21 protein-coding genes are annotated in these 22443 nt (G+C 68.3%); 10 read left to right on the forward strand and 11 right to left on the reverse strand.

The features are described from left to right. Positions 1 to 143 precede the first annotated feature (143 nt). The 3 genes from ACODRX_RS15360 to pyrG all read right to left on the reverse strand — a co-directional run bounded on the left by ACODRX_RS15360 (position 144) and on the right by pyrG (position 3082). Entirely contained in the window at positions 144 to 434 is a 291-nt protein-coding gene (locus ACODRX_RS15360; RefSeq protein WP_488872392.1) for a DUF1330 domain-containing protein, read from the reverse strand. Between the two features lie 17 nt (positions 435 to 451). Then, positions 452 to 1309, reverse strand: a complete 858-nt coding sequence (kdsA, locus tag ACODRX_RS15365; RefSeq protein ID WP_488872393.1) for a 3-deoxy-8-phosphooctulonate synthase — start codon at positions 1307 to 1309, stop codon at positions 452 to 454. Positions 1310 to 1423: 114 nt separating this feature from the next. Further along, on the reverse strand, positions 1424 to 3082 hold the full coding sequence (gene pyrG / locus ACODRX_RS15370; RefSeq protein ID WP_488872394.1) for a CTP synthase: 1659 nt from the start codon (positions 3080 to 3082) through the stop codon (positions 1424 to 1426). 109 nt (positions 3083 to 3191) lie between these two features. On the opposite strand from pyrG, the gene coaBC reads away from it, so the two are divergent. The 5 genes from coaBC (at position 3192) to ACODRX_RS15395 (ending at position 6962) form a co-directional block, all read left to right on the forward strand. After that, positions 3192 to 4418, forward strand: a complete 1227-nt coding sequence (gene coaBC, locus ACODRX_RS15375) for a bifunctional phosphopantothenoylcysteine decarboxylase/phosphopantothenate--cysteine ligase CoaBC (protein ID WP_488872395.1) — start codon at positions 3192 to 3194, stop codon at positions 4416 to 4418. Between the two features lie 2 nt (positions 4419 to 4420). Continuing rightward, on the forward strand, positions 4421 to 4906 hold the full coding sequence (locus tag ACODRX_RS15380) for a hypothetical protein (protein ID WP_488872396.1): 486 nt from the start codon (positions 4421 to 4423) through the stop codon (positions 4904 to 4906). Positions 4907 to 5076: 170 nt separating this feature from the next. After that, on the forward strand, positions 5077 to 5526 hold the full coding sequence (dut, locus tag ACODRX_RS15385) for a dUTP diphosphatase (RefSeq protein WP_488872397.1): 450 nt from the start codon (positions 5077 to 5079) through the stop codon (positions 5524 to 5526). 63 nt (positions 5527 to 5589) lie between these two features. After that, positions 5590 to 6135, forward strand: a complete 546-nt coding sequence (locus ACODRX_RS15390) for a glycine zipper 2TM domain-containing protein (protein WP_488872398.1) — start codon at positions 5590 to 5592, stop codon at positions 6133 to 6135. A 53-nt stretch (positions 6136 to 6188) separates the two neighbouring features. Continuing rightward, positions 6189 to 6962: a transporter substrate-binding domain-containing protein gene (locus tag ACODRX_RS15395; RefSeq protein WP_488872399.1), complete on the forward strand. Its 774-nt coding sequence runs from the start codon at positions 6189 to 6191 to the stop codon at positions 6960 to 6962. 67 nt (positions 6963 to 7029) lie between these two features. Here ACODRX_RS15395 and ACODRX_RS15400 read toward each other — a convergent pair whose 3' ends face one another. Next, positions 7030 to 7335 carry a c-type cytochrome gene (locus ACODRX_RS15400; protein WP_488872400.1) on the reverse strand — a complete coding sequence of 102 codons (306 nt, stop codon included), beginning with the start codon at positions 7333 to 7335 and terminating at the stop codon, positions 7030 to 7032. A 321-nt stretch (positions 7336 to 7656) separates the two neighbouring features. Between ACODRX_RS15400 and ACODRX_RS15405 the strand changes: the two genes are divergently transcribed. Both ACODRX_RS15405 and ACODRX_RS15410 read left to right on the forward strand, forming a co-directional pair. After that, positions 7657 to 8637, forward strand: a complete 981-nt coding sequence (locus ACODRX_RS15405) for a GlxA family transcriptional regulator (RefSeq protein WP_488872415.1) — start codon at positions 7657 to 7659, stop codon at positions 8635 to 8637. Between the two features lie 130 nt (positions 8638 to 8767). Continuing rightward, a complete protein-coding gene (locus ACODRX_RS15410) occupies positions 8768 to 9964 on the forward strand; it encodes an MFS transporter (protein ID WP_488872401.1) in 1197 nt (398 codons plus the stop codon). Between the two features lie 262 nt (positions 9965 to 10226). On the opposite strand, the gene ilvD is transcribed toward ACODRX_RS15410, so the two are convergent. Next, entirely contained in the window at positions 10227 to 12095 is a 1869-nt protein-coding gene (gene ilvD, locus ACODRX_RS15415) for a dihydroxy-acid dehydratase (RefSeq protein WP_488872402.1), read from the reverse strand. A 114-nt stretch (positions 12096 to 12209) separates the two neighbouring features. Between ilvD and ACODRX_RS15420 the strand changes: the two genes are divergently transcribed. Beyond that, positions 12210 to 13130: a LysR family transcriptional regulator gene (locus ACODRX_RS15420; RefSeq protein ID WP_488872403.1), complete on the forward strand. Its 921-nt coding sequence runs from the start codon at positions 12210 to 12212 to the stop codon at positions 13128 to 13130. 30 nt (positions 13131 to 13160) lie between these two features. Here ACODRX_RS15420 and ACODRX_RS15425 read toward each other — a convergent pair whose 3' ends face one another. From ACODRX_RS15425 to ppsR, 3 genes are all read right to left on the reverse strand, one after another. Next, positions 13161 to 13964: an enoyl-CoA hydratase gene (locus tag ACODRX_RS15425; protein ID WP_488872404.1), complete on the reverse strand. Its 804-nt coding sequence runs from the start codon at positions 13962 to 13964 to the stop codon at positions 13161 to 13163. A 111-nt stretch (positions 13965 to 14075) separates the two neighbouring features. After that, positions 14076 to 14519, reverse strand: a complete 444-nt coding sequence (locus ACODRX_RS15430) for a hypothetical protein (RefSeq protein ID WP_488872405.1) — start codon at positions 14517 to 14519, stop codon at positions 14076 to 14078. Between the two features lie 16 nt (positions 14520 to 14535). Continuing rightward, positions 14536 to 15357 carry a posphoenolpyruvate synthetase regulatory kinase/phosphorylase PpsR gene (gene ppsR / locus ACODRX_RS15435; protein ID WP_488872406.1) on the reverse strand — a complete coding sequence of 274 codons (822 nt, stop codon included), beginning with the start codon at positions 15355 to 15357 and terminating at the stop codon, positions 14536 to 14538. A gap of 207 nt (positions 15358 to 15564) precedes the next feature. Here ppsR and ppsA point away from each other — a divergent pair, with 207 nt between their 5' ends. After that, entirely contained in the window at positions 15565 to 17955 is a 2391-nt protein-coding gene (gene ppsA, locus ACODRX_RS15440) for a phosphoenolpyruvate synthase (protein ID WP_488872407.1), read from the forward strand. Between the two features lie 149 nt (positions 17956 to 18104). Here ppsA and ACODRX_RS15445 read toward each other — a convergent pair whose 3' ends face one another. Next, complete coding sequence (locus ACODRX_RS15445) at positions 18105 to 19676, reverse strand: N-acetylmuramoyl-L-alanine amidase (protein WP_488872416.1); 1572 nt, start codon at positions 19674 to 19676, stop codon at positions 18105 to 18107. A 17-nt stretch (positions 19677 to 19693) separates the two neighbouring features. Next, on the reverse strand, positions 19694 to 20179 hold the full coding sequence (gene tsaE / locus ACODRX_RS15450; RefSeq protein WP_488872417.1) for a tRNA (adenosine(37)-N6)-threonylcarbamoyltransferase complex ATPase subunit type 1 TsaE: 486 nt from the start codon (positions 20177 to 20179) through the stop codon (positions 19694 to 19696). A 74-nt stretch (positions 20180 to 20253) separates the two neighbouring features. Here tsaE and queG point away from each other — a divergent pair, with 74 nt between their 5' ends. Continuing rightward, positions 20254 to 21291, forward strand: a complete 1038-nt coding sequence (gene queG / locus ACODRX_RS15455) for a tRNA epoxyqueuosine(34) reductase QueG (RefSeq protein WP_488872418.1) — start codon at positions 20254 to 20256, stop codon at positions 21289 to 21291. 69 nt (positions 21292 to 21360) lie between these two features. Here the strand turns inward: queG and ACODRX_RS15460 are convergent, their stop codons facing one another. Continuing rightward, entirely contained in the window at positions 21361 to 22278 is a 918-nt protein-coding gene (locus ACODRX_RS15460) for an AEC family transporter (protein ID WP_488872408.1), read from the reverse strand. Between the last annotated feature and the right edge of the window lie 165 nt (positions 22279 to 22443).

Raw genomic sequence — 22443 nt, forward strand, 5'->3', positions numbered from 1 at the left:
AGAGCTGCTAACACCACCCAGCAAATCGAAGATTTGCGGTTGAGACGAGGCGCCGGGCCGCGATCGGCAAGCCGCAGGCAGTACGATAGTACGGTAGTACGACAAGGCGAAGCAACGACGTATCAAGGGTTGTGTTAGTGGCTCTAGAGCCCTTCGACCAGAACCATGCGCATGATAGCGGCACCATCGCGCGCGTGGCGGGCCTTGGTGTATTCCGGCGAGTTATAAAACTTATGTGCGCTGTCGCTGTCCTTGAACTTGAGCACGACGGTGCGGCCCGGGTTCCAGTCGCCTTCGAGCACCTCGACCTTGCCGCCGCGCACGCAGACTTCGGCGCCATGGACCTGCATGGCATGGGTGCTGAGCTTGACATACTCCTGGTACTGCTCGGGGTTGGTGACGCTGACGGAGGCGATGACGTAGGCGCTGGGCATGCTGGAGTCTCCTGGTCTCAGGGTTGGAAGTCGTTTTCGAGGAAGCCGTTCTTCTTGGTCACGCTGTCCAGCGCGACCAGGGTTTCAAGCAGCGCCTTCATGTGCTTGAGCGGCACCGCGTTGGGGCCGTCGGACAGCGCGCAGGGCGGGTTGGGGTGGGTCTCCATGAACACGCCGGCCACGCCCACCGCGATCGCGGCGCGGGCCAGCACCGGCACCATCTCGCGCATGCCGCCGCTGCTGGTGCCGTTGCCGCCGGGCAGCTGCACGCTGTGGGTGGCGTCGAACACCACCGGCGCGCCCGTCTCGCGCATGATGGCCAGGCTGCGCATGTCGGAGACCAGGTTGTTGTAGCCGAAGCTGGCGCCGCGCTCGCAGGCCATGAAGCTGTCTTCGGGCAGGCCGGCCTCGCAGGCGGCGGCGCGCGCCTTGTCGATCACGTTCTTCATGTCGTGCGGCGCGAGGAACTGGCCCTTCTTGATGTTCACCGGCCGGCCCGACTGGGCGACGGCGCGGATGAAGTCGGTCTGGCGGCACAGGAAGGCGGGGGTCTGCAGCACGTCGACCACGGCGGCCACCGCAGGGATCTCGGCCTCGGTGTGCACGTCGGTGAGGATGGGCACCTGCAGCTCTTTTTTGACCTTGGCCAGGATCTCCAGGCCCTTGTCCATGCCCGGGCCGCGAAAGCTCGCGCCCGAGCTGCGGTTGGCCTTGTCGTAGCTGCTCTTGAAGATGAAGGGGATGCCGAGTGCGGCAGTCATCTCCTTGAGCTGTCCCGCCACGTCCATCTGGAGCTGTTCGGACTCCACGACGCAGGGTCCGGCGATCAGGAAAAAGCGCTGCTCGAGGCCGACGTCAAAGCCGCAGAGTTTCATGGTGGGTTCCTGGTGGATTGAAAATCATAGCTGCTGGCGCTTGTTTCATAAGAGTTTCAATATGAAAACTATTGAAAACCGTTGAGGAGCAAGCGCTGGCAGCTCACTTTTTAATCAGGCCTTCTTGGCGGCCTTGTGGTGCTGCACCGCGGCCTTGACGAAGGCGTTGAACAGCGGATGGCCGCTCCAGGGCGTGGACTTGAACTCGGGGTGGAACTGCACGCCGATGTACCAGGGGTGCGCCGACTGCGGCAGCTCGACGATCTCGGTCAGGTGCTCGCGCTGGGTCAGCGCCGAGATCACCAAGCCGGCCGCGCGCAGCTGGTCCAGGTACTGGGTGTTGGCCTCGTAGCGGTGGCGGTGGCGCTCGGTCACCACGTCGCCGTAGATGCTGTGGGCCAGCGTGCCGGCCTGCACATCGGAGCTTTGCGCGCCCAGGCGCATGGTGCCGCCAAGGTCGGAGTTCTCGTCGCGCGTCTTGATGGTGCCGTCCTCGTCCTTCCACTCGGTGATGAGGGCTATGACCGGGTGCTGGCAGCGCGGATCGAACTCGGTGGAGTTGGCGCCCTGCAGGCCCGCCACATGGCGGGCGTATTCGATGGTCGCCACCTGCATGCCCAGGCAGATGCCCAGGTAGGGCACCCGGTTCTCGCGGGCGAAGCGGGCGGTGGAGATCTTGCCCTCCACGCCGCGCGAGCCGAAGCCGCCGGGCACCAGGATGGCGTCGTAGCGCGCGAGCTGCTCGCGGGCGTTGGCGTCGGAGATGGTCTCCGAATCCACATGCGTGATCTTCACCCGCACATGGCTTTGCATGCCGGCGTGCTTGAGCGCCTCGTTGACCGACTTGTACGCATCCGAGAGCTCGACATACTTGCCCACCATCGCGATCTGCACCTCGCCCTGCGGGTGCTCGGTCTCGTAGACCAGGTCGTCCCAGCGCTTGAGGCTGGCCGGCGGCGTGTTCAGGCGCAGGCGGTCGCAGATCATGCCGTCCAGGCCCTGCTCGTGCAGCATGCGCGGCACCTTGTAGATGGTGTCCACGTCCCACATGGAGATCACGCCCCAGGCGGGCACGTTGGTGAACAGCGAGATCTTGTCGCGCTCCTCGTCGGGCACCGCATGCTTGGCGCGGCACAGCAGCGCATCGGGCTGGATGCCGATCTCGCGCAGCTTCTGCACCGTGTGCTGGGTAGGCTTGGTCTTGAGCTCGCCGGCCGCCTCGATGAAGGGCAGGTAGGTCAGGTGCACGAAGGCCGAGTTGTTCGGCCCCAGCTTGAGCGCCAGCTGGCGCACCGCCTCCAGGAAGGGCAGCGACTCGATGTCGCCCACCGTGCCGCCGACCTCGCAGATGGCCACGTCCACCTCATCGCTCGTGCCGATGCCGGCGCCGCGCTTGATGTACTCCTGGATCTCGTTGGTCACGTGCGGGATCACCTGCACCGTCTTGCCCAGGTAGTCGCCGCGGCGCTCCTTCTCCAGCACGCTCTGGTAGATGCGGCCGGTGGTGAAGTTGTTGGACTGCTTCATGCGCGTTTCGATGAAACGCTCGTAGTGGCCCAGGTCCAGGTCGGTCTCGGCGCCGTCGTCGGTGACGAACACTTCGCCGTGCTGGAAGGGGGACATGGTGCCCGGATCCACGTTGATGTAGGGATCCAGCTTGATCAGGGTGACTTTGAGGCCGCGCGACTCGAGGATCGCGGCGAGCGAGGCAGAGGCGATTCCCTTGCCCAGGGAAGACACCACACCGCCGGTAACGAAGACAAATTTGGTCATGTCTTTGAGGTGGTGGGAAATTGCGATTATAGATGCCTGCCGATCACCCGCGCGGCTCGGGGGCATGCGGCGGCGGCGCGGCGGCCGGGGGTCTGCTACATTCCCTGGCATGAATCAGCTCAGCGGCAAACATATCGTTCTTGGCCTCAGTGGCGGCGTGGCGGCCTTCAAGTCGGCCGAGCTGTGCCGGCGCCTCGTCAAGGCGGGCGCCACGGTGCAGGTGGTGATGACCGAATCGGCCCAGCAGTTCATGACGCCGGTGACCATGCAGGCCCTGTCGGGCCGCCCGGTCTACCTGTCGCAGTGGGACACGCGCGAGCCCAACAACATGCCGCACATCAACCTCAGCCGCGAGGCCGACGCCATCGTGATCGCGCCGTGCAGCGCCGACTTCATCGCGCGGCTGGTGCAGGGCCGCGCCGACGAGCTGCTGAGCCTGCTGTGCCTGGCCCGGCCCATCGAGCGCGTGCCGCTGCTGCTGGCGCCGGCGATGAACCGCGAGATGTGGGCGCACCCGGCCACCCAGCGCAACCTGCGCCAGGTGCAGGCCGACGGCGCGCAGGTGCTGGGCGTGGGCTATGGCGACCAGGCCTGCGGCGAGACCGGCGACGGCCGAATGCTCGAGGCCGCCGAGATCGAAGAGGAGCTGCAGCGCTTTTTCGCGCCCAAGCTGCTGCGCGGCCAGCAGGTGCTGGTCACGGCCGGCCCCACCTTCGAGGCCATCGACCCGGTGCGCGGCATCACCAACCTCTCCAGCGGCAAGATGGGCTTTGCCATCGCGCGGGCGGCCAGCGCCGCGGGCGCCGAGGTCACGCTGGTGGCCGGGCCGGTGCACCTGCCCACGCCGCGCGGCGTGCGGCGCATCGATGTGCGCTCGGCCCAGGACATGCTCGGCGCGGTGCAGCAGCAGGCGGGCGCGGCGACCATCTTCATCGCCACCGCCGCGGTGGCTGACTGGCGCCCCGCCGCCAGCGCCGAGCACAAGATCAAGAAGGACGGCAGCGGCCAGGTGCCGCAGCTGGCCTTCGTGGAGAACCCCGACATCCTCGCCACCGTGGCGCAGTCGGCGCGCGCGCAAAGCGGCGAGCTGTACTGCGTGGGCTTTGCCGCCGAGAGCCAGGACCTGCTGGCCAATGCCGATGCCAAGCGCCGGCGCAAGCAGGTGCCGCTCTTGGTGGGCAACATCGGCCCGGCCACCTTCGGGCAGGACGACAACGCGCTGCTGCTGGTCGACGAGCACGGCCACCGCGAGCTGCCGCGCGCCAGCAAGCAGGCGCTGGCCCAGCAGCTGGTGCAGGAAATCGCCGCCCGGCTGAAGGGCGGCGCCGGAGGCTGAACATGAACCTGGTCGCGCACAACCATTCCTCCACGCCCCTCGGCAAGATGTACGAAGGCCCGAAGAACGGCGATTTCGTGCGCTATGTGGACCAGCTGCTGGCCGACAACGCACGCCGCGCGGGCGCGGCCGCCAGCCCGCCCGCCCTGCCTGCCGCCAGACCGGCGCGCCAGGGGCGCGCCCAGCAGGCCCAAGGCACGGTGGATGCCGCCGCGCAGATGCTGGAGCGGCTCAAGCAGTCTGCCAAGGATGCGGCCAAGGCGGCCAAGGCCGAGAAGGCAGGCAAGGGCCCAGGCGCCGGCACCGGCGTGGCTCGGCCCGAGGCCTTCGGCCGCGAGCCGGCGGCGCGGGCGGGCGCGGCCTTCCCCGGCTGGGCCAAGCTGCTGGGCTGGCTGTTCCTGACCGGCCTGGGCATTGCGCTGCCGCCGCTGGGCATCATGCTGGTGCTGCACTTCATCGCCAAGCAAATGCGCGCGGCGAAAAAGTGAAAAGCGCGCGTCAAGCGCCTTGCCGGCAGGCGTAAGCAGCGGTAAAAACCTGCCCATTCATCCGCCCATCCGCCGGCCCCGGGCCGCATAGCCCCTAGCATGGCGGTGCACGCGGCGCGCCCCTGGCGCGTTGTCTTTGTTTGATCGACCCTGAAAGCCAAGAGAAATCCATGATCGTTGACATCAAGGTGCTGGATGCGCGCATGCGCGAGCAGCTTCCCCAGTACGCCACGCCCGGCAGCGCCGGCCTGGACCTGCGCGCTTGCCTCGACGAGCCGCTCACGCTGGCGCCCGGCGCCTGGCAGCTGGTGCCCACCGGGCTGGCCATGCACCTGCGCGACCCCGGCTATGCCGCCATGATCCTGCCGCGCTCGGGCCTGGGCCACAAGCACGGCATCGTGCTGGGCAACCTGGTTGGCCTGATCGACAGCGACTACCAGGGCCAGCTGATGGTGAGCGCCTGGAACCGCAGCCCCGACACCTATGTGCTGCAGCCCATGGAGCGGCTGGCGCAGATGGTGATCGTGCCGGTGGTGCAGGCCCGCTTCAACCTGGTCGAGGACTTTGATGCCGTGTCCGCGCGCGGCGAGGGCGGTTACGGCTCCACCGGAACCAAATAGCGCCCGCGCCAGTCCAAAACCCTTCAAAACGCTTTCCTATCGCCTAGCAACACGGAGAAAAACATGGCCTATACCTTGCAAGCAAAACCCGCCGCTCGCCTCGTGGCCGCCCTGGGGCTGGCCGCGGCGCTCAGCGCCTGCGTGCAGGCGCCTCCCCAGCGCTACTACCCCGGCCAGCAGCCCGGCTATCCCGCCTATCCGCAGCAGGGCCAGCAGGCCTATCCCTCGTACCCGCCGGCCGCGCAGGCGCCGCAAGGCGTCGAATACGGCTATGTGGCCAACATCGAGGTGCTCAACGCCCAGGCGCCGCGCGGCAGCAGCAGCGGCATCGGCGCGATCTTGGGCGCGGTGGTGGGCGGTGTCGTGGGCAACCAGATCGGCGGCGGCTTCGGGCGCGCGGCAGCCACTGCCGCGGGCGCGGTGGGTGGCGCGGTGGCGGGCAATGCCATCGAGCAGTCGCAAACCCCGCGCTACGAGCAGCAGCAGGGCTACCGCATCGTCATCAACCTGCAAAACGGCGGCCAGCGCATCTACGACGTGCCGCATCCCGGCGACCTGCGCCCGGGCGACCGCGTGCAGATCAACCAGGGCCAGATCTCGCGCTACTGAGCGGGCTGCGGCCGCGCCATTGCCGCTACCATGGATGCTTTTGGAGGCAGACGATGAAAGCAAGAATGGCAGCCTTGGCGCTGGCCGCGGCGGCTGTAGCTCTGGCCGTGCCTGCGCACGCCGGGCCGCGGCTCGACCGGATCCTGGAGACCAAGGTGCTGCGCGTGGGCACGCCGGGCGACTACCGGCCCTTCGCGATCAAGGCCGATGGCGCCTACCGCGGCCACGACATCGATGTGGTCGAGCACATGGCCAAGGATCTGGGCGTGAAGGTGCAGTACGTGGACACCACCTGGCCCAGGCTGATGGACGACCTGCAGGCCGACAAGTTCGACCTGGCGGTGGGCGGCATCACCCGCAACCTGGCGCGCATCGCCAAGGCCGAAATGCTGCCGGGCTATGCGCCTTTCGGCAAGGTGGCGCTGGTGCGCGCGGCCGACAAGGACAAGTTCGCCACGCCGCAAAGCCTGAACCAGCCGGGCGTGCGCGTCATCAAGAACCCGGGCGGCACCAACGAGGCCTATGTGCTCGAAAACCTCAAGAACGCCCAGGTGAGCACGCACGACAAGAATGCCGAGATCCCCGGCCTGATCGCCGAAGGCAAGGGCGACGTGATGATCACCGAGACCTACGAGGCGCTGCACTACAGCAAGGCCGATCCGCGCCTGGCCGCGGTATTCGTGGAGCGGCCGCTCACGCCGCCCAACCAGCTGGGCTTCATGCTGCCCAAGGACGATGCCGACTACACCCGCGTGATGCAGTTCGCCTGGGGGCTGCAGGACAGCCGCGGCGAGCTGCGCAAGGCGGCGCAGCAGTGGCTCAAGTGAGCGCGTCTGCGCATAAGCGATAAAAAATGGCGCTTGCGCGCCATTTTCTTTGAGGTTCTGCAGGGCCTTATTTCAGCGACAGCACCCAGGCGGCAAGCTTTTTTGCGTCCGCTTCGTTCACCTGCGCATTGGCCGGCATCGGCACCGGGCCCCAGACGCCGGAGCTGCCCTTCATGATCTTCTGCGCCAGCTTGTCTACCGCGTCCTTCTGGCCGGCGTACTTGGCGGCCACATCCTTGTAGGCGGGGCCGACCAGCTTCTTGTCCGTCGCATGGCAGGCCATGCAGTTCTTCGATTGCGCCAGGGCCTGGTCGGCCCATGCGGGCGCCGATGCGGCAACCGCCAGAACCGAGGCAACCAAAATACGCTTCATCGTGTGTTCTCCTTTGCTTGGGTTATCGGGCATTCTACCGTCATCACCCCGGGCGGTGTGGCGTGGGCGCGGCAAGCAAAAACGGGCCGATGCGCCGTATTGGCAGGCATCGGCGAGCGCCACGGGCCGGCATGTGCAGGCGCCGAGATATCTGTTATTCCACGGTGGCGCAGCCGTGGCAGAAACTGTGCGATCAATGTCATTGCTGCCAGCGGCGATTGCCCGCACACTGCCGCCATGCCATCACACGCCCAGCGCCCCAGCCCCCGCCTCGCTGCCAGGCCCGCCCCGGATCTGCCCCGGGCCCGGCCCGGGCACCGCATACTCTGCACCGCCTATGACGGCGCCATGAGCCTCGACATCACCGGTCCCATGCAGGTCTTCGCCAGCGCCAACGATGTGCGCCGGCGCCAGGGCCTGGAGCCGTTCTACGCGCTCACGCTGCTGGCCGCGCGGGCCGGCGCGGTGACCACCAGCTGCGGCCTGCAGCTGCTGGCGCAGCAGGCCTGGGGCGAATGCGCGCCGCATGGCAACTGCACCGTGCTGGTGCCCGGCGGCGATGGCGTGGACCAGGCCCAGCTGGACGGCAGCCTGCGCCAGTGGCTGCAGCGGGCGGAACCGGTGGTGCAGCGCCTGGGCTCGGTGTGCTCGGGCGCCCTGGTGCTGGCCCGCGCCGGCCTGCTGCATCTGCGCACCGCCACCACGCACTGGTGCCGCATGGATGAGCTGCGCGGCATCGATCCCGGCATCACGGTGCAGCCGGACCGCCTGCATACCTACGAGGCCTCGGATCCGCAGGGCCGCCATGTCTTCACTTCGGCCGGCGTTACCGCGGGCATAGACCTGTGCCTGGCGCTGGTGGAGGACGACCTGGGCAGCGCGATGGCGCTGGCCGTCGCGCGCCAGCTGGTGATGTATGTGCGGCGCCCCGGCGGGCAGGCCCAGTTCTCGCCGCTGCTGGCGCCCGAGCCCTCGCATGCGCCGCGCCTGGCCCGGTTGCTGGAGTGGATACCCGGGCAGCTGGGCGGCGACCTCAGCGTGGAGCGCCTGGCCGAGCAGTCCTGCCTGCCGCCGCGCACGCTGGCGCGTGTCTTCCAGCGCGAGCTGGGCACCACGCCCGCGCGCTATGTGGAGCAGGTGCGCGTGCAGGCTGCCGCCACCTTGCTGGGGCAGCGCCAGGCATCGGTGGCCACGGTGGCCAGGCTGTGCGGCTTTGGCCACCCCGAGAGCCTGCGCCGCAGCTTCCACAAGCACCTGTGCGTCAGCCCGCAGGCGTTTGCAGAGCGCTTCGGCACCGGCTGAGCGTACGGCAGACTCGCAGCCCCCGTGGGTTTGCAGGGCGCCGTTCGCGCGCCGAGGGGGCGCTCGTGCCCTTGGGTTTGCCATCGGTGGCCCCTGCACTTCACCCCGCCATGACGAGAGGAGAGAAAACATGCTGATCCGCCATCCCGCCCTGGGCCTGCTGAGCCTGGCCCAGGCGCTGTACTGGTCGTGCTCCATCATCGGGATCGCGCTCACCGGCCTGGTCGGCCAGCAGCTCGCGCCCTGGCCCTGGCTGGCCACGCTGCCGCTGACGCTGCTGGTTGTCGGCAACCTGCTGGCCATCGGGCGCCTGGCGCGTTGGATGCAGCAACGCGGACGCAGTCGCGGACTGCAGCGCGGAGCCATGTTCGGCGTGGCCGCGGGCCTGGTGGCCGTTGCCGCGCTCTACCAGCGCAGCTTTGTGCTGTTTTGCGCCGGCATGCTGCTTCTGGGGGCCTACCAGGCCTCCAGCGGCTTTTACCGCTTTGCCGCGCTCGATGGCGTGGATGCCGAGCACAAGGGCCGCGCGGCATCCTGGGTGGTGGCGGGCGGCATCCTGGCCGCGCTGCTGGCGCCGGGCCTGGCCTTGCGGGCCCAGGGCTGGCTGCCGGTGCACATGGCAGGCGCCTACCTGGCCATCGCGCTGCTGGCCGGCTGCGCCGTGGCGTTGCTGCACTGGCTGCCGGCGCCCGCGGCGACGACGGCCACGGCGCAGTCCGGAGCGACCGTGGCCGCGCTGGCTCGCCAGCGCAAGGGTTTGCTGCGGCGCCCGGCCATACGCCAGGCGCTGCTCATCACCGCGGGCGGCCACGGGCTGATGATTCTGGCCATGAACGCCACGCCTTTGGCCATGCACGGGCTGGGCATGGGGCTGGCGCACTCCACCCCGGTGATCCAGTGGCATGTGCTGGGCATGTTCGCGCCTTCGCTGTTTGCCGGCTCGGCCATCGACCGGCTGGGCGCGCGGCGCGTGGCCTGGCTGGGCACGGCCTTGCTGGCGGCCAGCGCGGCACTGGCCCTGTGCGGCCTCACGCCGCCTTATTTCCTGGGCAGCTCGCTGCTGCTGGGCGCGGGCTGGAATCTGATGCTGCTGGCCGGCACCACGATGCTGTCGCAAGCCCATGCGCCCGACGAGCGCGCCGCGGCCCAGCCGCTGATGGAGTGGGCCAACAGCGCCATGGCGGCGTTGATGTCCCTGAGCTGCGGCGTGCTGGTGCAGACCCTGGGCTGGCAGGCCATCAACCTGGCCATGCTGGCGGTGGTTGCGCTGCTGGCGGCCGGCCTGTGGCGCGGCCGCCGAATCGCGGCGGGCGGGCTGGCCGCTTAGGGCCTGTTCACACCAATACGGGGTCGCGCAAGCCCGACAGGGCTGTCAATGCTAGGCACGCGACGCCGTGCGTGTGCTCACCCGCACAAGGAGCGCAACGACGCAGTGGCGGCCCTGCCGCACTTGCCCGAAGGGTTGAGCCCTCTTGGGCGGTCTGCTGCGTTGCTGTCTCTTGCAAGGTACCTACCTTGCTGCGGGCCAGCGCCTTGCAGCCCATCCCAAGAGGACTCAACGCGATCCCCGTGCTTTGTGTGAACAGGCCCTAGTCGTTCAGCAGCGACTGGTCGCGCACCGCGCCCTTGTCGGCCGACATCACCAGCTTGGCATAGGCCTTGAGCGCGGTCGACACCTGGCGCGCGCGCGGCTGGGCCGGCTTCCAGCCCTTGGCGTTCTGCTCCTCGCGGCGCTTGGCCAGCTCTTCGTCGCTGACCAGCACGTCGATGCTGCGCTTGGGAATGTCGATGCGGATGCGGTCGCCGTTCTTCACCAGGCCGATCGCGCCGCCGGCCGCCGCCTCGGGCGAGCAGTGGCCGATCGACAGGCCCGAGGTGCCGCCCGAGAAGCGCCCGTCGGTCAGCAGCGCGCAGGCCTTGCCCAGGCCCTTGGACTTGATGTAGCTGGTGGGGTAGAGCATCTCCTGCATGCCGGGCCCGCCCTTGGGGCCTTCGTAGCGCACGATCACCACGTCGCCGGCCTTGACCTTGTCGGCCAGGATGTTCTCCACCGCCTCGTCCTGCGACTCGACCACATGGGCCGGGCCTTCGAACACCAGGATGGAGTCGTCCACGCCCGCGGTCTTGACCACGCAGCCGTTCTTGGCGATGTTGCCGGTGAGCACCGCCAGCCCGCCTTCCTTGCTGAAGGCGTGCTCGTACGAGCGGATGCAGCCCTCGGCGCGGTCCAGGTCCAGGCTGGGCCAGCGCGTGTTCTGGCTGAAGGCCACCTGGGTGGGGATGCCCGCGGGGCCGGCCATGTAGAAGGTCTTCACCGCCTCGTCGCCGGTGCGGGTGATGTCCCACTGCGCCAGCGCGTCGGCCATGGTCTTGGCATGCACCGTGGGCACGTCGGTGTGCAGCTTGCCGGCGCGCTCCAGCTCGCCCAGGATGGCCATGATGCCGCCGGCGCGGTGCACGTCCTCGATGTGGTACTTGTTGGTGTTGGGCGCCACCTTGCACAGCTGCGGCACGCTGCGCGAGAGGCGGTCGATGTCGGCCATCGAGAAGTCGATGCCGGCCTCCTGCGCGATCGCCAGCAAATGCAGGATGGTGTTGGTCGAGCCGCCCATGGCGATGTCCAGCGTCATCGCGTTCTCGAAGGCCTTGAAGCCCACCGCGCGCGGCAGCACGCGCGCGTCTTCCTGCTCGTAGTATTGGCGGGCCAGCTCCACGATGCGGCGGCCGGCGCGCTTGAACAGCTGCTCGCGGTCGGCATGCGTGGCCACCACCGTGCCGTTACCCGGCAGCGCCAGGCCCAGCGCTTCGGCCAGGCAGTTCATCGAATTGGCGGTGAACATGCCCGAGCACGAACCGCAGGTGGGGCAGGCGGAGCGCTCCACCTCGGCCACGTCGGCATCGCTGACCTTGCTGTCGGCGGCCATCACCATGGCGTCGATCAGGTCGAGTTTCTTGATCTGGATGGTCTTCTCGCCGCCCTGGCCGGGCACCGCCAGGCGCACCTTGCCGGCCTCCATCGGCCCGCCCGAGACGAACACCACCGGAATGTTCAGGCGCATCGCGGCCATCAGCATGCCGGGCGTGATCTTGTCGCAGTTGCTGATGCAGACCATGGCGTCGGCGCAGTGCGCGTTGACCATGTACTCCACGCTGTCGGCGATGATCTCGCGGCTGGGCAGCGAGTACAGCATGCCGTCGTGGCCCATGGCGATGCCGTCGTCCACCGCGATGGTGTTGAACTCCTTGGCCACGCCGCCCGCGGCCTCGATCTCGCGCGCGACCAGCTGGCCCAGGTCCTTCAGGTGCACATGGCCCGGCACGAACTGGGTGAACGAGTTGACCACCGCGATGATGGGCTTGGAGAAGTCGTCGTCCTTCATGCCGGTGGCGCGCCACAGCGAGCGGGCGCCGGCCATGTTGCGGCCGGCGGTGGAAGTCTTGGAACGGTAGGCAGGCATCGTGGGTCTCGGATGGTTGTCTAGTGGGGTTGTCAAAAAATAGCGCTCCTAGTATGCGACTCCCGGGTAATTTGATCCAATACCTTTCAAATTCTTGATTAATATGTTTTGCATATGAGTCTGCCCCTGATCGACATCCGGGCCTGGCGCCAGTTCGCCATGGTGGCCGAGGAGCTGCATTTCGGCCGTGCCGCGCAGCGCCTGCACATCACCCAGCCGCCGCTGACCCAGGCCATCGCGGGCCTGGAGCGCCAGCTGGGCGTGCGCCTGTTCGAGCGCAACAAGCGCAGCGTGCAGCTCACCGCTGCCGGCGCGGCGCTGCTGCCGCAGGCGCAGGAGCTGATCGCGCGGGCGCTGGCCCTGCCCGAGCAGGCCCGCGCCGCAGCCAGCGGCGAAGTAGGGCGGCTGCGGCTGGCCTTTGTCTCCACCGTGGGCTTTGGCGGGCTGCCGCAGTGGGTGCGGGCCTTTCGCGCTGCCAGCCCCGGCGTGCGTCTGGAGCTGACCGAGGCCACCAGCGATGTGCAGCTGCAGCTGCTGCGCGAGGGGCGCATTGATGCCGGCATCGTGCTGCATGCGCTGGATGAGCCCGCGCCGCCCGGCATGGCGCGCCACGGCCTGGGCCGGGAGCCGCTGTGGCTGGCGCTGCCCGAGCGGCATGCGCTGGCGCGGGTGCGCAGCCTGCGCTTCGAGCAGGTGTGCGACGAGCCGCTGGTGCTGTTTCCGCGCGCCATCCTGCCCGCGGTGCACGACGGCCTGCAGGCCCGCTATGCGGCGGCCGGACGGGCGCTGAACGTGGCGCAGGAGGCGATCCAGATGCAGACCATCGTCAACCTGGTGTCGGCCGAGCTGGGCCTGGCCTGGGTGCTGCAAAGCGTGTGCCGGCTGCAGCGTGCCGGCGTGGTGTACCGGGAGCTGCGCCAGCCCCGCGGCGCGCCCGCCATGCCTGTATGCGAGACCAGCGTGATGTGGCCGGCCGGCCATGAGGCGCCGGTGCTGCGGCGCTGGCTGCAGGTGGTGCAGGCGCGGGATGGCTGAGGCCGGGCGCTGCCCTGGCGCTTGGTACGGCTAGCTTTTCGCCTGCCGGCGGGCCAGGAACGGCGCCATGTATTCGCGCGGCTCCGCGGTGGTGAAGGCTTCGCCGAACACGGCTACGCTGCGGTCCAGGCCGGCTTCCTCGGTGGCCTGGCTCCAGTAGCGCAGCAGCGCCTTTTGCGCGCGCACGGCGCGCGGGCCGCTGTGGGCGATGGGGGTGAGGGTGCGCTGCAGCAGCGCGTCCAGCTCGCCCGGTGCGCATGCGAACTGCAGGAAGCCCCAGCGCAGCGCCTGTTCGGCGTCGATGTTCTCGCCGGTCAGCAGCAGCCAGTTGGTCGCGCCTGGGCCGATCAGCGCGGGCAGCAGCACCGCATGGATGACCGAGGGGATGCCCACGCGCACCTCGGGCATGCCGAACACCGCGTCGCTCGAGCCCAGGCGGATGTCGCAGGCGGCGGCCAGCTCCATGCCCGCGCCCAGGCAGAAGCCGCAGATGCGGGCGATGGTCGGCACCGGGATGTCGGCCACCGCCTCGCACAGGCGGCGCAGGTGGGTGATGAATTCACGGCCGCCCTGCGGGTCGAGCTGGGCCATTTCATGGATGTTGGCGCCGCCCACGAAAGCCTTCTCGCCCGCGCCGCGGATCACCACCGCGCGCGCATCGGGTTGCGCGCCGATCCAGCGCGCGGCCTCGGTCAGCCCGCGGGTGACGGGCGTGGCCAATATGTTCAGGCTCTTGGCATCGTGGATCTGCAGCGTGTAGATGCCGCGCTCGTCGCGGGTCACGAGGCTGTGCGCAAAGGCGGGAATACTGGGGATAGGGGCGGCGGTGCTCATCTCGGGCAGGCTCCTGCGGGTGGACAAACCCGCATGCTAGCGCCGCGCATTGATCGCGACAAACGCATGATTTTCATGGAGCCAGTCCGAAATGGAATGAATGCCAGTGCCTCACTCCAGCGGCGAGTCGTCTTCGGTGCAGGCGCGGCGCAGCGCCCGGGCCTGATAGCGCAGGGTCTGCTTGACGGAGCCGAACAGCCGCGCATCGACCGTCAGGTCGAAGTCGGCGCCGCGGTTGAGCTGCGAGGCCTCGGCGGTGAGGCTGCGGCCGCAGGCCACCGTCCACTCCTTCGCCTGCTTGCCGCTGGCCTTGCTGCGGGTGATCTTGCAGCTCTTGAAATGCGCGGCCAGCAGCTGGTCGGGGTAGAGGAAGCCTTGCTTGTCCACCAGCGCCGGGCCGATGCAGCGGTTCTTGGTGCGCGGCGGTTTGGGCTGCGACGAGCCCAGCGCGGTGCGGGTCTCCGTCACCTCGAAGGCGCCGGGCTGGGCCGCGTGGGCCGCGGCCGCGCCCCAGGTCAGCAGGGCGATCAGGCAGGTGTGGATGGTGGTTTTCATTGTCAATAGCTGGCCGTCAATAGCTGGCGGCCTCGGGCTTGATGCTTTGCAGGATCACGGTGGCGATCTCCTCGATGGACTTGTGCGTGGTGGACAGCCACTGGATGCCGGCGCGCCGCATCATCGCCTCGGCCTCGGAGACTTCCATGCGGCAGTTCTGCAGGCTGGCGTAGCGCGACTCGGGCCGGCGCTCGTTGCGGATCTGCGACAGCCGCTCGGGCTGGATGGTCAGGCCGAAGATCTTCTTGCGGTAGGGCACCAGCGCCGGCGGCAGCTGCTGGCGCTCGAAGTCTTCGGGGATCAGCGGGTAGTTGGCCACCTTCAGGCCGAACTGCATGGCCAGGTAGAGGCTGGTGGGCGTCTTGCCGCTGCGGCTCACGCCCACCAGGATCACGTCGGCGCCCTGCAGGTCGTGGTTGGTCTGGCCGTCGTCGTGCGCCAGGCTGAAGTTGATGGCCTCGATGCGGTCGAAGTATTCCTTGCTCTCGCTGATGTCGGCGAAGCGCCCCACGCGGTGCAGCGATTTCTCGCCCAGCTCTTCCTCCAGCGGCTGCACGAAGGTGCCGAACATGTCCAGCAGCATGCCCTTGCAGTGGTCGTGCACCACCTGCATGATTTCGGGGCTGACCAGTGTGGTGAAGACGATGGGCTTCTTGCCCTCGATGTCGGCCACATGGTTGATCTGGCGCACGGCCTGGTGGGCCTTGTCCTCGGTGTCGACGAAGGGCATGCGCACCGCTCGGGTGGTGAGGTCGAACTGCTTCATGATGGCGCGGCCAAAGGTTTCGGCGGTGATGCCGGTGCCGTCGGAGATGAAGAAAATCGTGCGCTGGTGCATGGGAAAAGAGGGGGTTAACCGAGAAACAAGCAATAGGGCATTGCCGCGCCTACAATGTCGCCCATTATTCCCAATTTCCAGCATGCATTCCGGCTTACAACCAGAAATACAAAGCCCCGGGCCCAGGCCCGAGGAATGCCTGCGCGCGCGCCATCGCCACTGGGTGGATGGGCGCACGGGCCAGTTTTTAACTTCCGGAGCTTTGATATGTCCAACCTCTACAGCCAGGCCGCCCTGGTCGTACCGTTTGAGAACCTGAGAATGACCGACGTCGAGGTCGTGGGCGGCAAGAACGCCTCGCTCGGCGAAATGATCTCGCAATTGCCGCAGGGCGTGCGCGTGCCCACGGGCTTTGCGACCACCGCCCATGCTTTCCGCCAGTTCCTGGCCCACGAAGGCCTGTCCGACCGGATCAGCCAGCGCCTGGCTGCCCTGGATATCGAGGATGTGCGCGCGCTGGCCGTGGCCGGCGCCGAAATCCGTGGCTGGATCGAGGCACAGCCCTTCCCCGCCGATCTGGAGCAGGGGGTGCGCGAGGCCTTTGCCACGCTCTCGGCGGGCAATGCCCAGGCCAGCTTCGCGGTGCGCTCCTCGGCCACCGCCGAAGACCTGCCCGACGCCTCGTTCGCGGGCCAGCAGGAGACCTTTCTGAACGTGGTCGGCATCGAGGACGTGCTGCACAAGATGAAGGAGGTGTTCGCCTCGCTGTACAACGACCGCGCCATCTCCTACCGCGTGCACAAGGGCTTTGCGCACGACGTGGTGGCGCTGTCCGCCGGCGTGCAGCGCATGGTGCGCTCCGACCTGGGCGCGGCCGGCGTGATGTTCACCATCGATACCGAATCGGGCTTTGACCAGGTGGTGTTCATCACCTCCAGCTACGGCCTGGGCGAGACGGTGGTGCAGGGCGCGGTGAACCCCGACGAGTTCTATGTGCACAAGCCCATGCTGCAGGCCGGCAAGAGCGCGCTGATCCGCCGCAACCTCGGCTCCAAGCTGATCCAGATGGTGTTCGCCACGCCCGAGGAAAAGCAGGCCAGCGGCAAGCTGGTCAAGACCATCGACGTGAGCCCCGAGCTGCGCAACCGCTATTCGCTGAGCGATGCCGAGGTGCAGGAGCTGGCGCGCTACGCGCTGGTGATCGAGCAGCACTATGGCCGCCCGATGGACATCGAGTGGGGCCGCGACGGCACCGACGGCCAGCTCTACATCCTGCAGGCGCGCCCCGAGACGGTGAAGAGCCAGTCCAAGGGCCAGGCCGAGCAGCGCTACAAGCTCAAGGGCGAGGGCCAGGTGCTGGCCGAGGGCCGCGCGATCGGCCAGAAGATCGGCACCGGCCCGGTGCGCCTGGTGCACAGCATCAGCGAGATGGACAAGGTGCAGGCCGGCGACGTGCTGGTGACCGACATGACCGACCCCAACTGGGAGCCGGTGATGAAGCGCGCCAGCGCCATCGTCACCAACCGCGGCGGGCGCACCTGCCACGCGGCCATCATCGCGCGCGAGCTGGGCATCCCGGCCGTGGTGGGCTGCGGCGACGCCACCAGCCGCCTGAAGGACGGCACGCTGGTGACGGTGAGCTGCGCCGAGGGCGACACCGGCCGCATCTACGACGGCCTGCTGGAGACCGAGGTCACCGAGGTGCAGCGCGGCGCCATGCCCGAGATCGCCACCAAGATCATGATGAACGTGGGCAACCCGCAGCTGGCCTTCGACTTTGCCCAGCTGCCCAACGAAGGGGTGGGCCTGGCGCGGCTGGAGTTCATCATCAACAACAACATCGGCGTGCACCCCAAGGCCATCCTGGACTACCCGGCCGTGGACGCCGACCTGAAGAAGGCGGTGGAGTCGGTGGCGCGCGGCCATGCCTCGCCCCGCGCCTTCTACGTGGACAAGATCGCCGAGGGCGTGGCCACCATCGCCGCGGCCTTCTATCCCAAGCCGGTGATCGTGCGCATGTCGGACTTCAAGTCCAACGAGTACCGCAAGCTCATTGGCGGCAGCCGCTACGAGCCCGAGGAAGAGAACCCGATGCTGGGCTTTCGCGGCGCGGCGCGCTACATCTCGGCCGATTTCGGCGAGGCCTTCAAGATGGAGTGCGAGGCGCTCAAGCGCGTGCGTGGCGAGATGGGTCTGGCCAACGTCAAGATCATGATCCCGTTCGTGCGCACGCTGGGCCAGGCCAAGCGCGTGACCGAGCTGCTGGCGGCCAACGGCCTCAAGCGCGGCGAGGACGGGCTGCAGCTGATCATGATGTGCGAGGTGCCGTCCAACGCCATCCTGGCCGATGAGTTCCTCGAATACTTCGACGGCTTCTCAGTGGGCTCCAACGACCTGACCCAGCTCACGCTGGGCCTGGACCGCGACTCGGGCCTGGAGCTGCTGGCGGCCGATTTCGACGAGCGCGATCCGGCCGTCAAGAAGATGCTGTCGCGCGCCATAGAGGCCTGCCTCAGCCAGGGCAAGTACGTGGGCATCTGCGGCCAGGGCCCGTCGGACCATCCCGACTTCGCGCTGTGGCTGGCCGAGCAGGGCATCTCCTCGATCTCGCTCAACCCCGACAGCGTGATCGACACCTGGCAGCGCCTGGCGCAATAAAGGGCGTTGAACGGCAAGCGTTGTGCACCGCAGGCACAACGCTTTCAAAACAAGAGCTGCTGGCGCTTGCCTGCCTTGGTTTTCAGATATTTATCTATTGGAAACCCTGGTGTATCAAGCGCTGGCAGCTCTTGTTTTTGCTGTTTGCGCTATATGCTGCGGCTGCGCGCCATCGGCGGGTTCTTGGCGAAATAGCCCAGGATGCCGCGCATGATGGCGTCGGCCACCTGCTGCTGGTAGGCGGATGAGCGCAGCTTGGCCTCTTCGGCCGGGTTGCTGATGAAGGCGGTCTCGATCAGCACGCTGGGAATGTCCGGCGCCTTGAGCACCGCAAAGCCCGCCTGCTCCACGCGCGGCTTGTGCAGGCGGGTGAGCCCGCCCAGCTCGCCGAGCAGCTTGGTGCCGAGCTTGAGGCTGTCGTTGATCTGCGCGGTGGTGCTCATGTCGAGCAGCGCGCGCTGCACATGCCGGTCCTGGTCGCGCAGGTCGGCGATGTTCAGCCCGCCCACCAGGTCGGACTCGTTTTCCTTGTTGGCCAGCCAGCGCGCCGCCGAGCTGGTGGCGCCGCGCTCGCTGAGCGCGAACACGCTGGCGCCATTGGCCGAAGGGTTGGTGAACGCATCGGCATGGATGCTGACGAACAGGTCGGCTTGCACGCGGCGCGCCTTGTCCACCCGGGTCTTGAGCGGTACGAAGAAATCGGCGTCGCGCGTCATGAAGGCGCGCATCGGGTTGCCGCCCACCGACGAGTTGTTGATGCGCTCGCGCAGCAGGTGGGCGATCTTCAGCACCACGTCCTTCTCATGCGTGCCGCTGGGGCCGGAGGCGCCCGGGTCTTCGCCGCCATGGCCGGGGTCGAGCGCCACGATGATCAGCCGGTCGGTGCGCTGGATGGGCCGGCGCACGCTGCTCGGCGGCGCGGCGGGCGGCGGCGGTGGCGGCAAGGGCCGGGGCGGCGGCGGGGCCACCGCCACGACGGTGGGCGGCGGCGCGGCCGGGATAGCCGGGATAGCCGGAATGGGCGGCAGCGGGACGCCAGGGCGGCTGCCCTGCTTGGCGATCAGCTCGCCCAGCGGGTCCTGCGGGCTCGGGGCGATGCCGGCCACGGCCGGCGGCGGAATGTCGATCAGGGTGCCGGCCACGCCGCCGGCGGCCGGTGCGGGCGCGGTGCCGGGCGGCGGCGCGGCGGCCATGGCCTGGCCGTGGCCGCCCGCGCCCTCGTGCAGGCGCTCGGAGATTAGCGACTCCAGCGGATCGACCGGCCGGGCCGGGTACAGGTCGAGCACCAGCCGGTGCTGGTAGGGGGCGATCGGCTTGAGGGTGAAGACCTGGGGCGAGGCGTCCTGCTTCAGGTCGATCACCAGGCGCACCACCTTGGGCGCATTCTGGCCCACGCGGATGCCGGCGATGTTGGGATCGTCCGCCCGCACCTTGCCGACCAGCTCGCGCAGCGCCGGATTCAGGTCGATCCCCTCGATGTCGACGGCCAGGCGCGGCGGCGTGGCGACGAAGCGCTGCTCGGTCTTGAGCGGCACGTCGGACTCGATGGTGACGCGCGAATAATCCTTGGCCGGCCATACGCGCACCGCCACGATGCTCGCGCCATAGGCCAGGTGCTGCGTGCCCAGCAGCAGCACCAGGCTGCCGCCGCGCAGCAGGTCGCGGCGCGACCAGCGGCTCTCGGGCGGCGCGGCCGGGTCGGAGGTGGATCGCTTATGCAATGGTGCGGGAATGTCGCTCACGCTGATAGCCCTTGAATGATGGAAGTGCCAGCAGGGGTGAATGCTTGCACGCAGACCAGACGTTGTGCGCTGAAGTTTACTTCAATTCTAATAGCTAGATCCGCCACCGGCATTACCGCCGCGGCCTTCTCGGGCCATTCGGCCAGCTTGAGGCCGGGGCTGGCGAAGATATCGCGAAAGCCCGCATCCTCCCATTCGCGCGGATCGTCGAAGCGGTAGAAGTCGAAATGCCAGATCGCCAGCTGCGGCGTCTCGTGCGGCTCGACCACGGCGTAGGTGGGGCTTTTGATGCGGCCCTGCACGCCCAGCGCCCGCAGCAGGTGGCGCACGAAGGTGGTCTTGCCCGCGCCCAGCTCGCCGTGCAGCGTGATGAAGGCATTGGCAAGCGCGGGCTGCGCCGCCAGCGCCTGGGCGAAGGCCTGGGTGTCTTCCTCGCCGAGCCAGGTGCAGCGGTGGGTGGCAAGGGGCGAAGAAGCGGGCATGGGTTGGGGCAGGGGGCTCACGGCAGTTTCTACAATGCAGGGCGATGACGCAGGGCGATCGATTGTTGTTGCAAATCCAGGGCTGGGCGCGCGAGTTGGGATTCTCTCAAATCGGCGTGTCCGGCGTGGACCTGTCCGCAGCCGAGCCCGGTCTGATGCGCTGGCTGGAAAAAGGTTTCCACGGCGAGATGCACTACATGCAGTCGCATGGCGCCAAGCGGGCGCGCCCGGCCGAGCTGGTGCCGGGCACGGTGAGCGTGATCACCGCGCGCATGGACTACCTGCCCGCCGGCACGCCCGGGGGCTGGCAGGATATCGAGTGGCAGCGCCATGCGCGCCCCGGCGAGGCGGTGGTCTCGGTCTATGCCCGGGGGCGCGACTACCACAAGGTGCTGCGCAGCCGGCTGCAAAAGCTGGCCGAGCGCATCGCCGAAGCGGTGGGGCCGCTGCAGCACCGGGTGTTCACCGACTCGGCGCCGGTGCTGGAGGTGCAGCTCGCCAGCCAAAGCGGCCTGGGCTGGCGCGGCAAGCACACGCTGCTGCTCAGCCGCGATGCGGGCTCGATGTTCTTTCTGGGCGAGATCTTCGTGGACATGGCCCTGCCGGCTACCGCGGCGGTGAGCAATCACTGCGGCGCCTGCACCGCCTGCCTGCGGGCCTGCCCCACCGAGGCCATCGTGGCGCCGGGCGAGGTGGATGCGCGGCGCTGCATCTCGTACCTGACGATCGAGCTGCACGGCGCGATCCCCGAGGAATTCCGCGCCGCGATGGGCAACCGCATCTACGGCTGCGACGACTGCCAGCTGGCCTGCCCCTGGAACAAGTTCGCCGGGCGCAGCGCCTTGCCCGACTTCGATGCGCGCGGCGCCTTGCTTAATGCGCAGCTGCCCGTGCTGTTCGCCTGGGACGAAGCCACCTTCCTGCGCAGCACCGAGGGCAGCCCGATCCGCCGCATCGGCCACGAGCGCTGGCTGCGCAACATCGCGGTGGCGCTGGGCAATGCCTGGCGCGAGACGGGCGATGCGCGCTATCGCGATGCGTTGCAAAGCCGCGCGCAGGATGCCAGCGCGCTGGTGCGCGAGCACGTGGCCTGGGGGCTGAAGGAGCGTTGAGCGTTTGGCGAGCACGCGCTGCATTGGGCCTTGACGCAATACGCTCAACCCATAACGCTCAACGCTCCTTCAGGCCGGCCACCACTGCAGCAGCGTCAGCGCAAACGGCAGGCTGGCAATGCCGGCGAGCGTGGACAGCGTCACCAGCCCGGCCACGAAGGGGCCGTTGAAGCCCATGCGCGCGGCCAGCACATAGCAGGTCGAGGCGGTGGGCAGGGCCGAGAAGGTCAGCAAGATGGTGGCCTGCAGCTGCGACAGGCGCAGCAGGTGCGCCAGCAGCAGGGCCAGCAGCGGCGAGACCAGGTGGCGGATGGACAGCACCGACACGCTCAGCCACTTGCCCCGCGCGAGCAGCCCCAGCTGCATGCCCGCGCCGGCCGACATCAGGCCCAGCGCGATCGATGCCTGTCCGATGCGGGCCACGGTGGGCTCCACCAAGGCCGGCAGCCGGATGCCCAGCAGATTGCAGGCCAGTGCCGCGATGGTGGCCACGATCAGCGGATTGCGCGCCAGCTCGCGCACGAAGCCGGCCTGCGAGCCGCGGGCCATCGGGTAGACCGCGGCGATGTTGAACATGGGCACGCACACGCCGATCAGCACCGAGATCAGCTGCAGGCCCTGGGCGCCGGCCAGCCGGTCGGCCAGCGCCAGCCCGATGAAGGAGTTGAAGCGGAACGACACCTGGGCGCTGGCGGCGGCATCCTGCGCGTTCAGCCGCCGGCCCAGCCAGGGCAGGTGCGGCAGGCTGAAGGCCAGCGCTATGGCGCACACGCCGCCGAGCACGCCGGCCGCCATCAGGTTCGAGGTGCCCTGCCAGTCGATGGGCGAGCGGATGATCGAATAGAACAGCAGCGTGGGAAACAGAAAGTAGTAGACCAGCCCCTCCACCGGCTGCCAGATGCTGCGGTTGAGCGCGGTGAAGCGGCAGATGAGGTGGCCGATCAGGATCAGCGCGAAATCGGGGAACAGGAGCTGGGCGTAGTTCACCGCGCGAGCATAGCCGAAGGCATGCCCGGCTTCGGGAAAACACTGTCCCCCAGAAGCGGTGCGAGGAAGCGATTACTTTTAGGGCGTGTCATCAATCAAATTCCCCCGGCGCTGGCTCGGCCATGCGGATGGATGCGCGAAGCGCGGCGCAGCCCATAGCCATCT

This window comes from Comamonas sp. FG99, assembly GCF_057808605.1.

Excerpts from the sequence above, each read along its gene's own strand:
- kdsA (WP_488872393.1), bottom strand. The coding sequence starts at position 1,309 with ATGAAACTCTGCGGCTTTGACGTCGGCCTCGAGCAGCGCTTTTTCCTG.
- tsaE (WP_488872417.1), bottom strand. The coding sequence starts at position 20,179 with ATGCCCGCTTCTTCGCCCCTTGCCACCCACCGCTGCACCTGGCTCGGC.
- ACODRX_RS15410 (WP_488872401.1), top strand. The coding sequence starts at position 8,768 with ATGCTGATCCGCCATCCCGCCCTGGGCCTGCTGAGCCTGGCCCAGGCG.
- ilvD (WP_488872402.1), bottom strand. The coding sequence starts at position 12,095 with ATGCCTGCCTACCGTTCCAAGACTTCCACCGCCGGCCGCAACATGGCC.
- ACODRX_RS15430 (WP_488872405.1), bottom strand. The coding sequence starts at position 14,519 with ATGAAAACCACCATCCACACCTGCCTGATCGCCCTGCTGACCTGGGGC.
- ACODRX_RS15360 (WP_488872392.1), bottom strand. The coding sequence starts at position 434 with ATGCCCAGCGCCTACGTCATCGCCTCCGTCAGCGTCACCAACCCCGAG.
- ACODRX_RS15400 (WP_488872400.1), bottom strand. The coding sequence starts at position 7,335 with ATGAAGCGTATTTTGGTTGCCTCGGTTCTGGCGGTTGCCGCATCGGCG.
- ppsA (WP_488872407.1), top strand. The coding sequence starts at position 15,565 with ATGTCCAACCTCTACAGCCAGGCCGCCCTGGTCGTACCGTTTGAGAAC.
- dut (WP_488872397.1), top strand. The coding sequence starts at position 5,077 with ATGATCGTTGACATCAAGGTGCTGGATGCGCGCATGCGCGAGCAGCTT.
- ACODRX_RS15425 (WP_488872404.1), bottom strand. The coding sequence starts at position 13,964 with ATGAGCACCGCCGCCCCTATCCCCAGTATTCCCGCCTTTGCGCACAGC.
- ACODRX_RS15390 (WP_488872398.1), top strand. The coding sequence starts at position 5,590 with ATGGCCTATACCTTGCAAGCAAAACCCGCCGCTCGCCTCGTGGCCGCC.
- pyrG (WP_488872394.1), bottom strand. The coding sequence starts at position 3,082 with ATGACCAAATTTGTCTTCGTTACCGGCGGTGTGGTGTCTTCCCTGGGC.
- coaBC (WP_488872395.1), top strand. The coding sequence starts at position 3,192 with ATGAATCAGCTCAGCGGCAAACATATCGTTCTTGGCCTCAGTGGCGGC.
- ACODRX_RS15380 (WP_488872396.1), top strand. The coding sequence starts at position 4,421 with ATGAACCTGGTCGCGCACAACCATTCCTCCACGCCCCTCGGCAAGATG.
- ppsR (WP_488872406.1), bottom strand. The coding sequence starts at position 15,357 with ATGCACCAGCGCACGATTTTCTTCATCTCCGACGGCACCGGCATCACC.
- ACODRX_RS15395 (WP_488872399.1), top strand. The coding sequence starts at position 6,189 with ATGAAAGCAAGAATGGCAGCCTTGGCGCTGGCCGCGGCGGCTGTAGCT.
- ACODRX_RS15420 (WP_488872403.1), top strand. The coding sequence starts at position 12,210 with ATGAGTCTGCCCCTGATCGACATCCGGGCCTGGCGCCAGTTCGCCATG.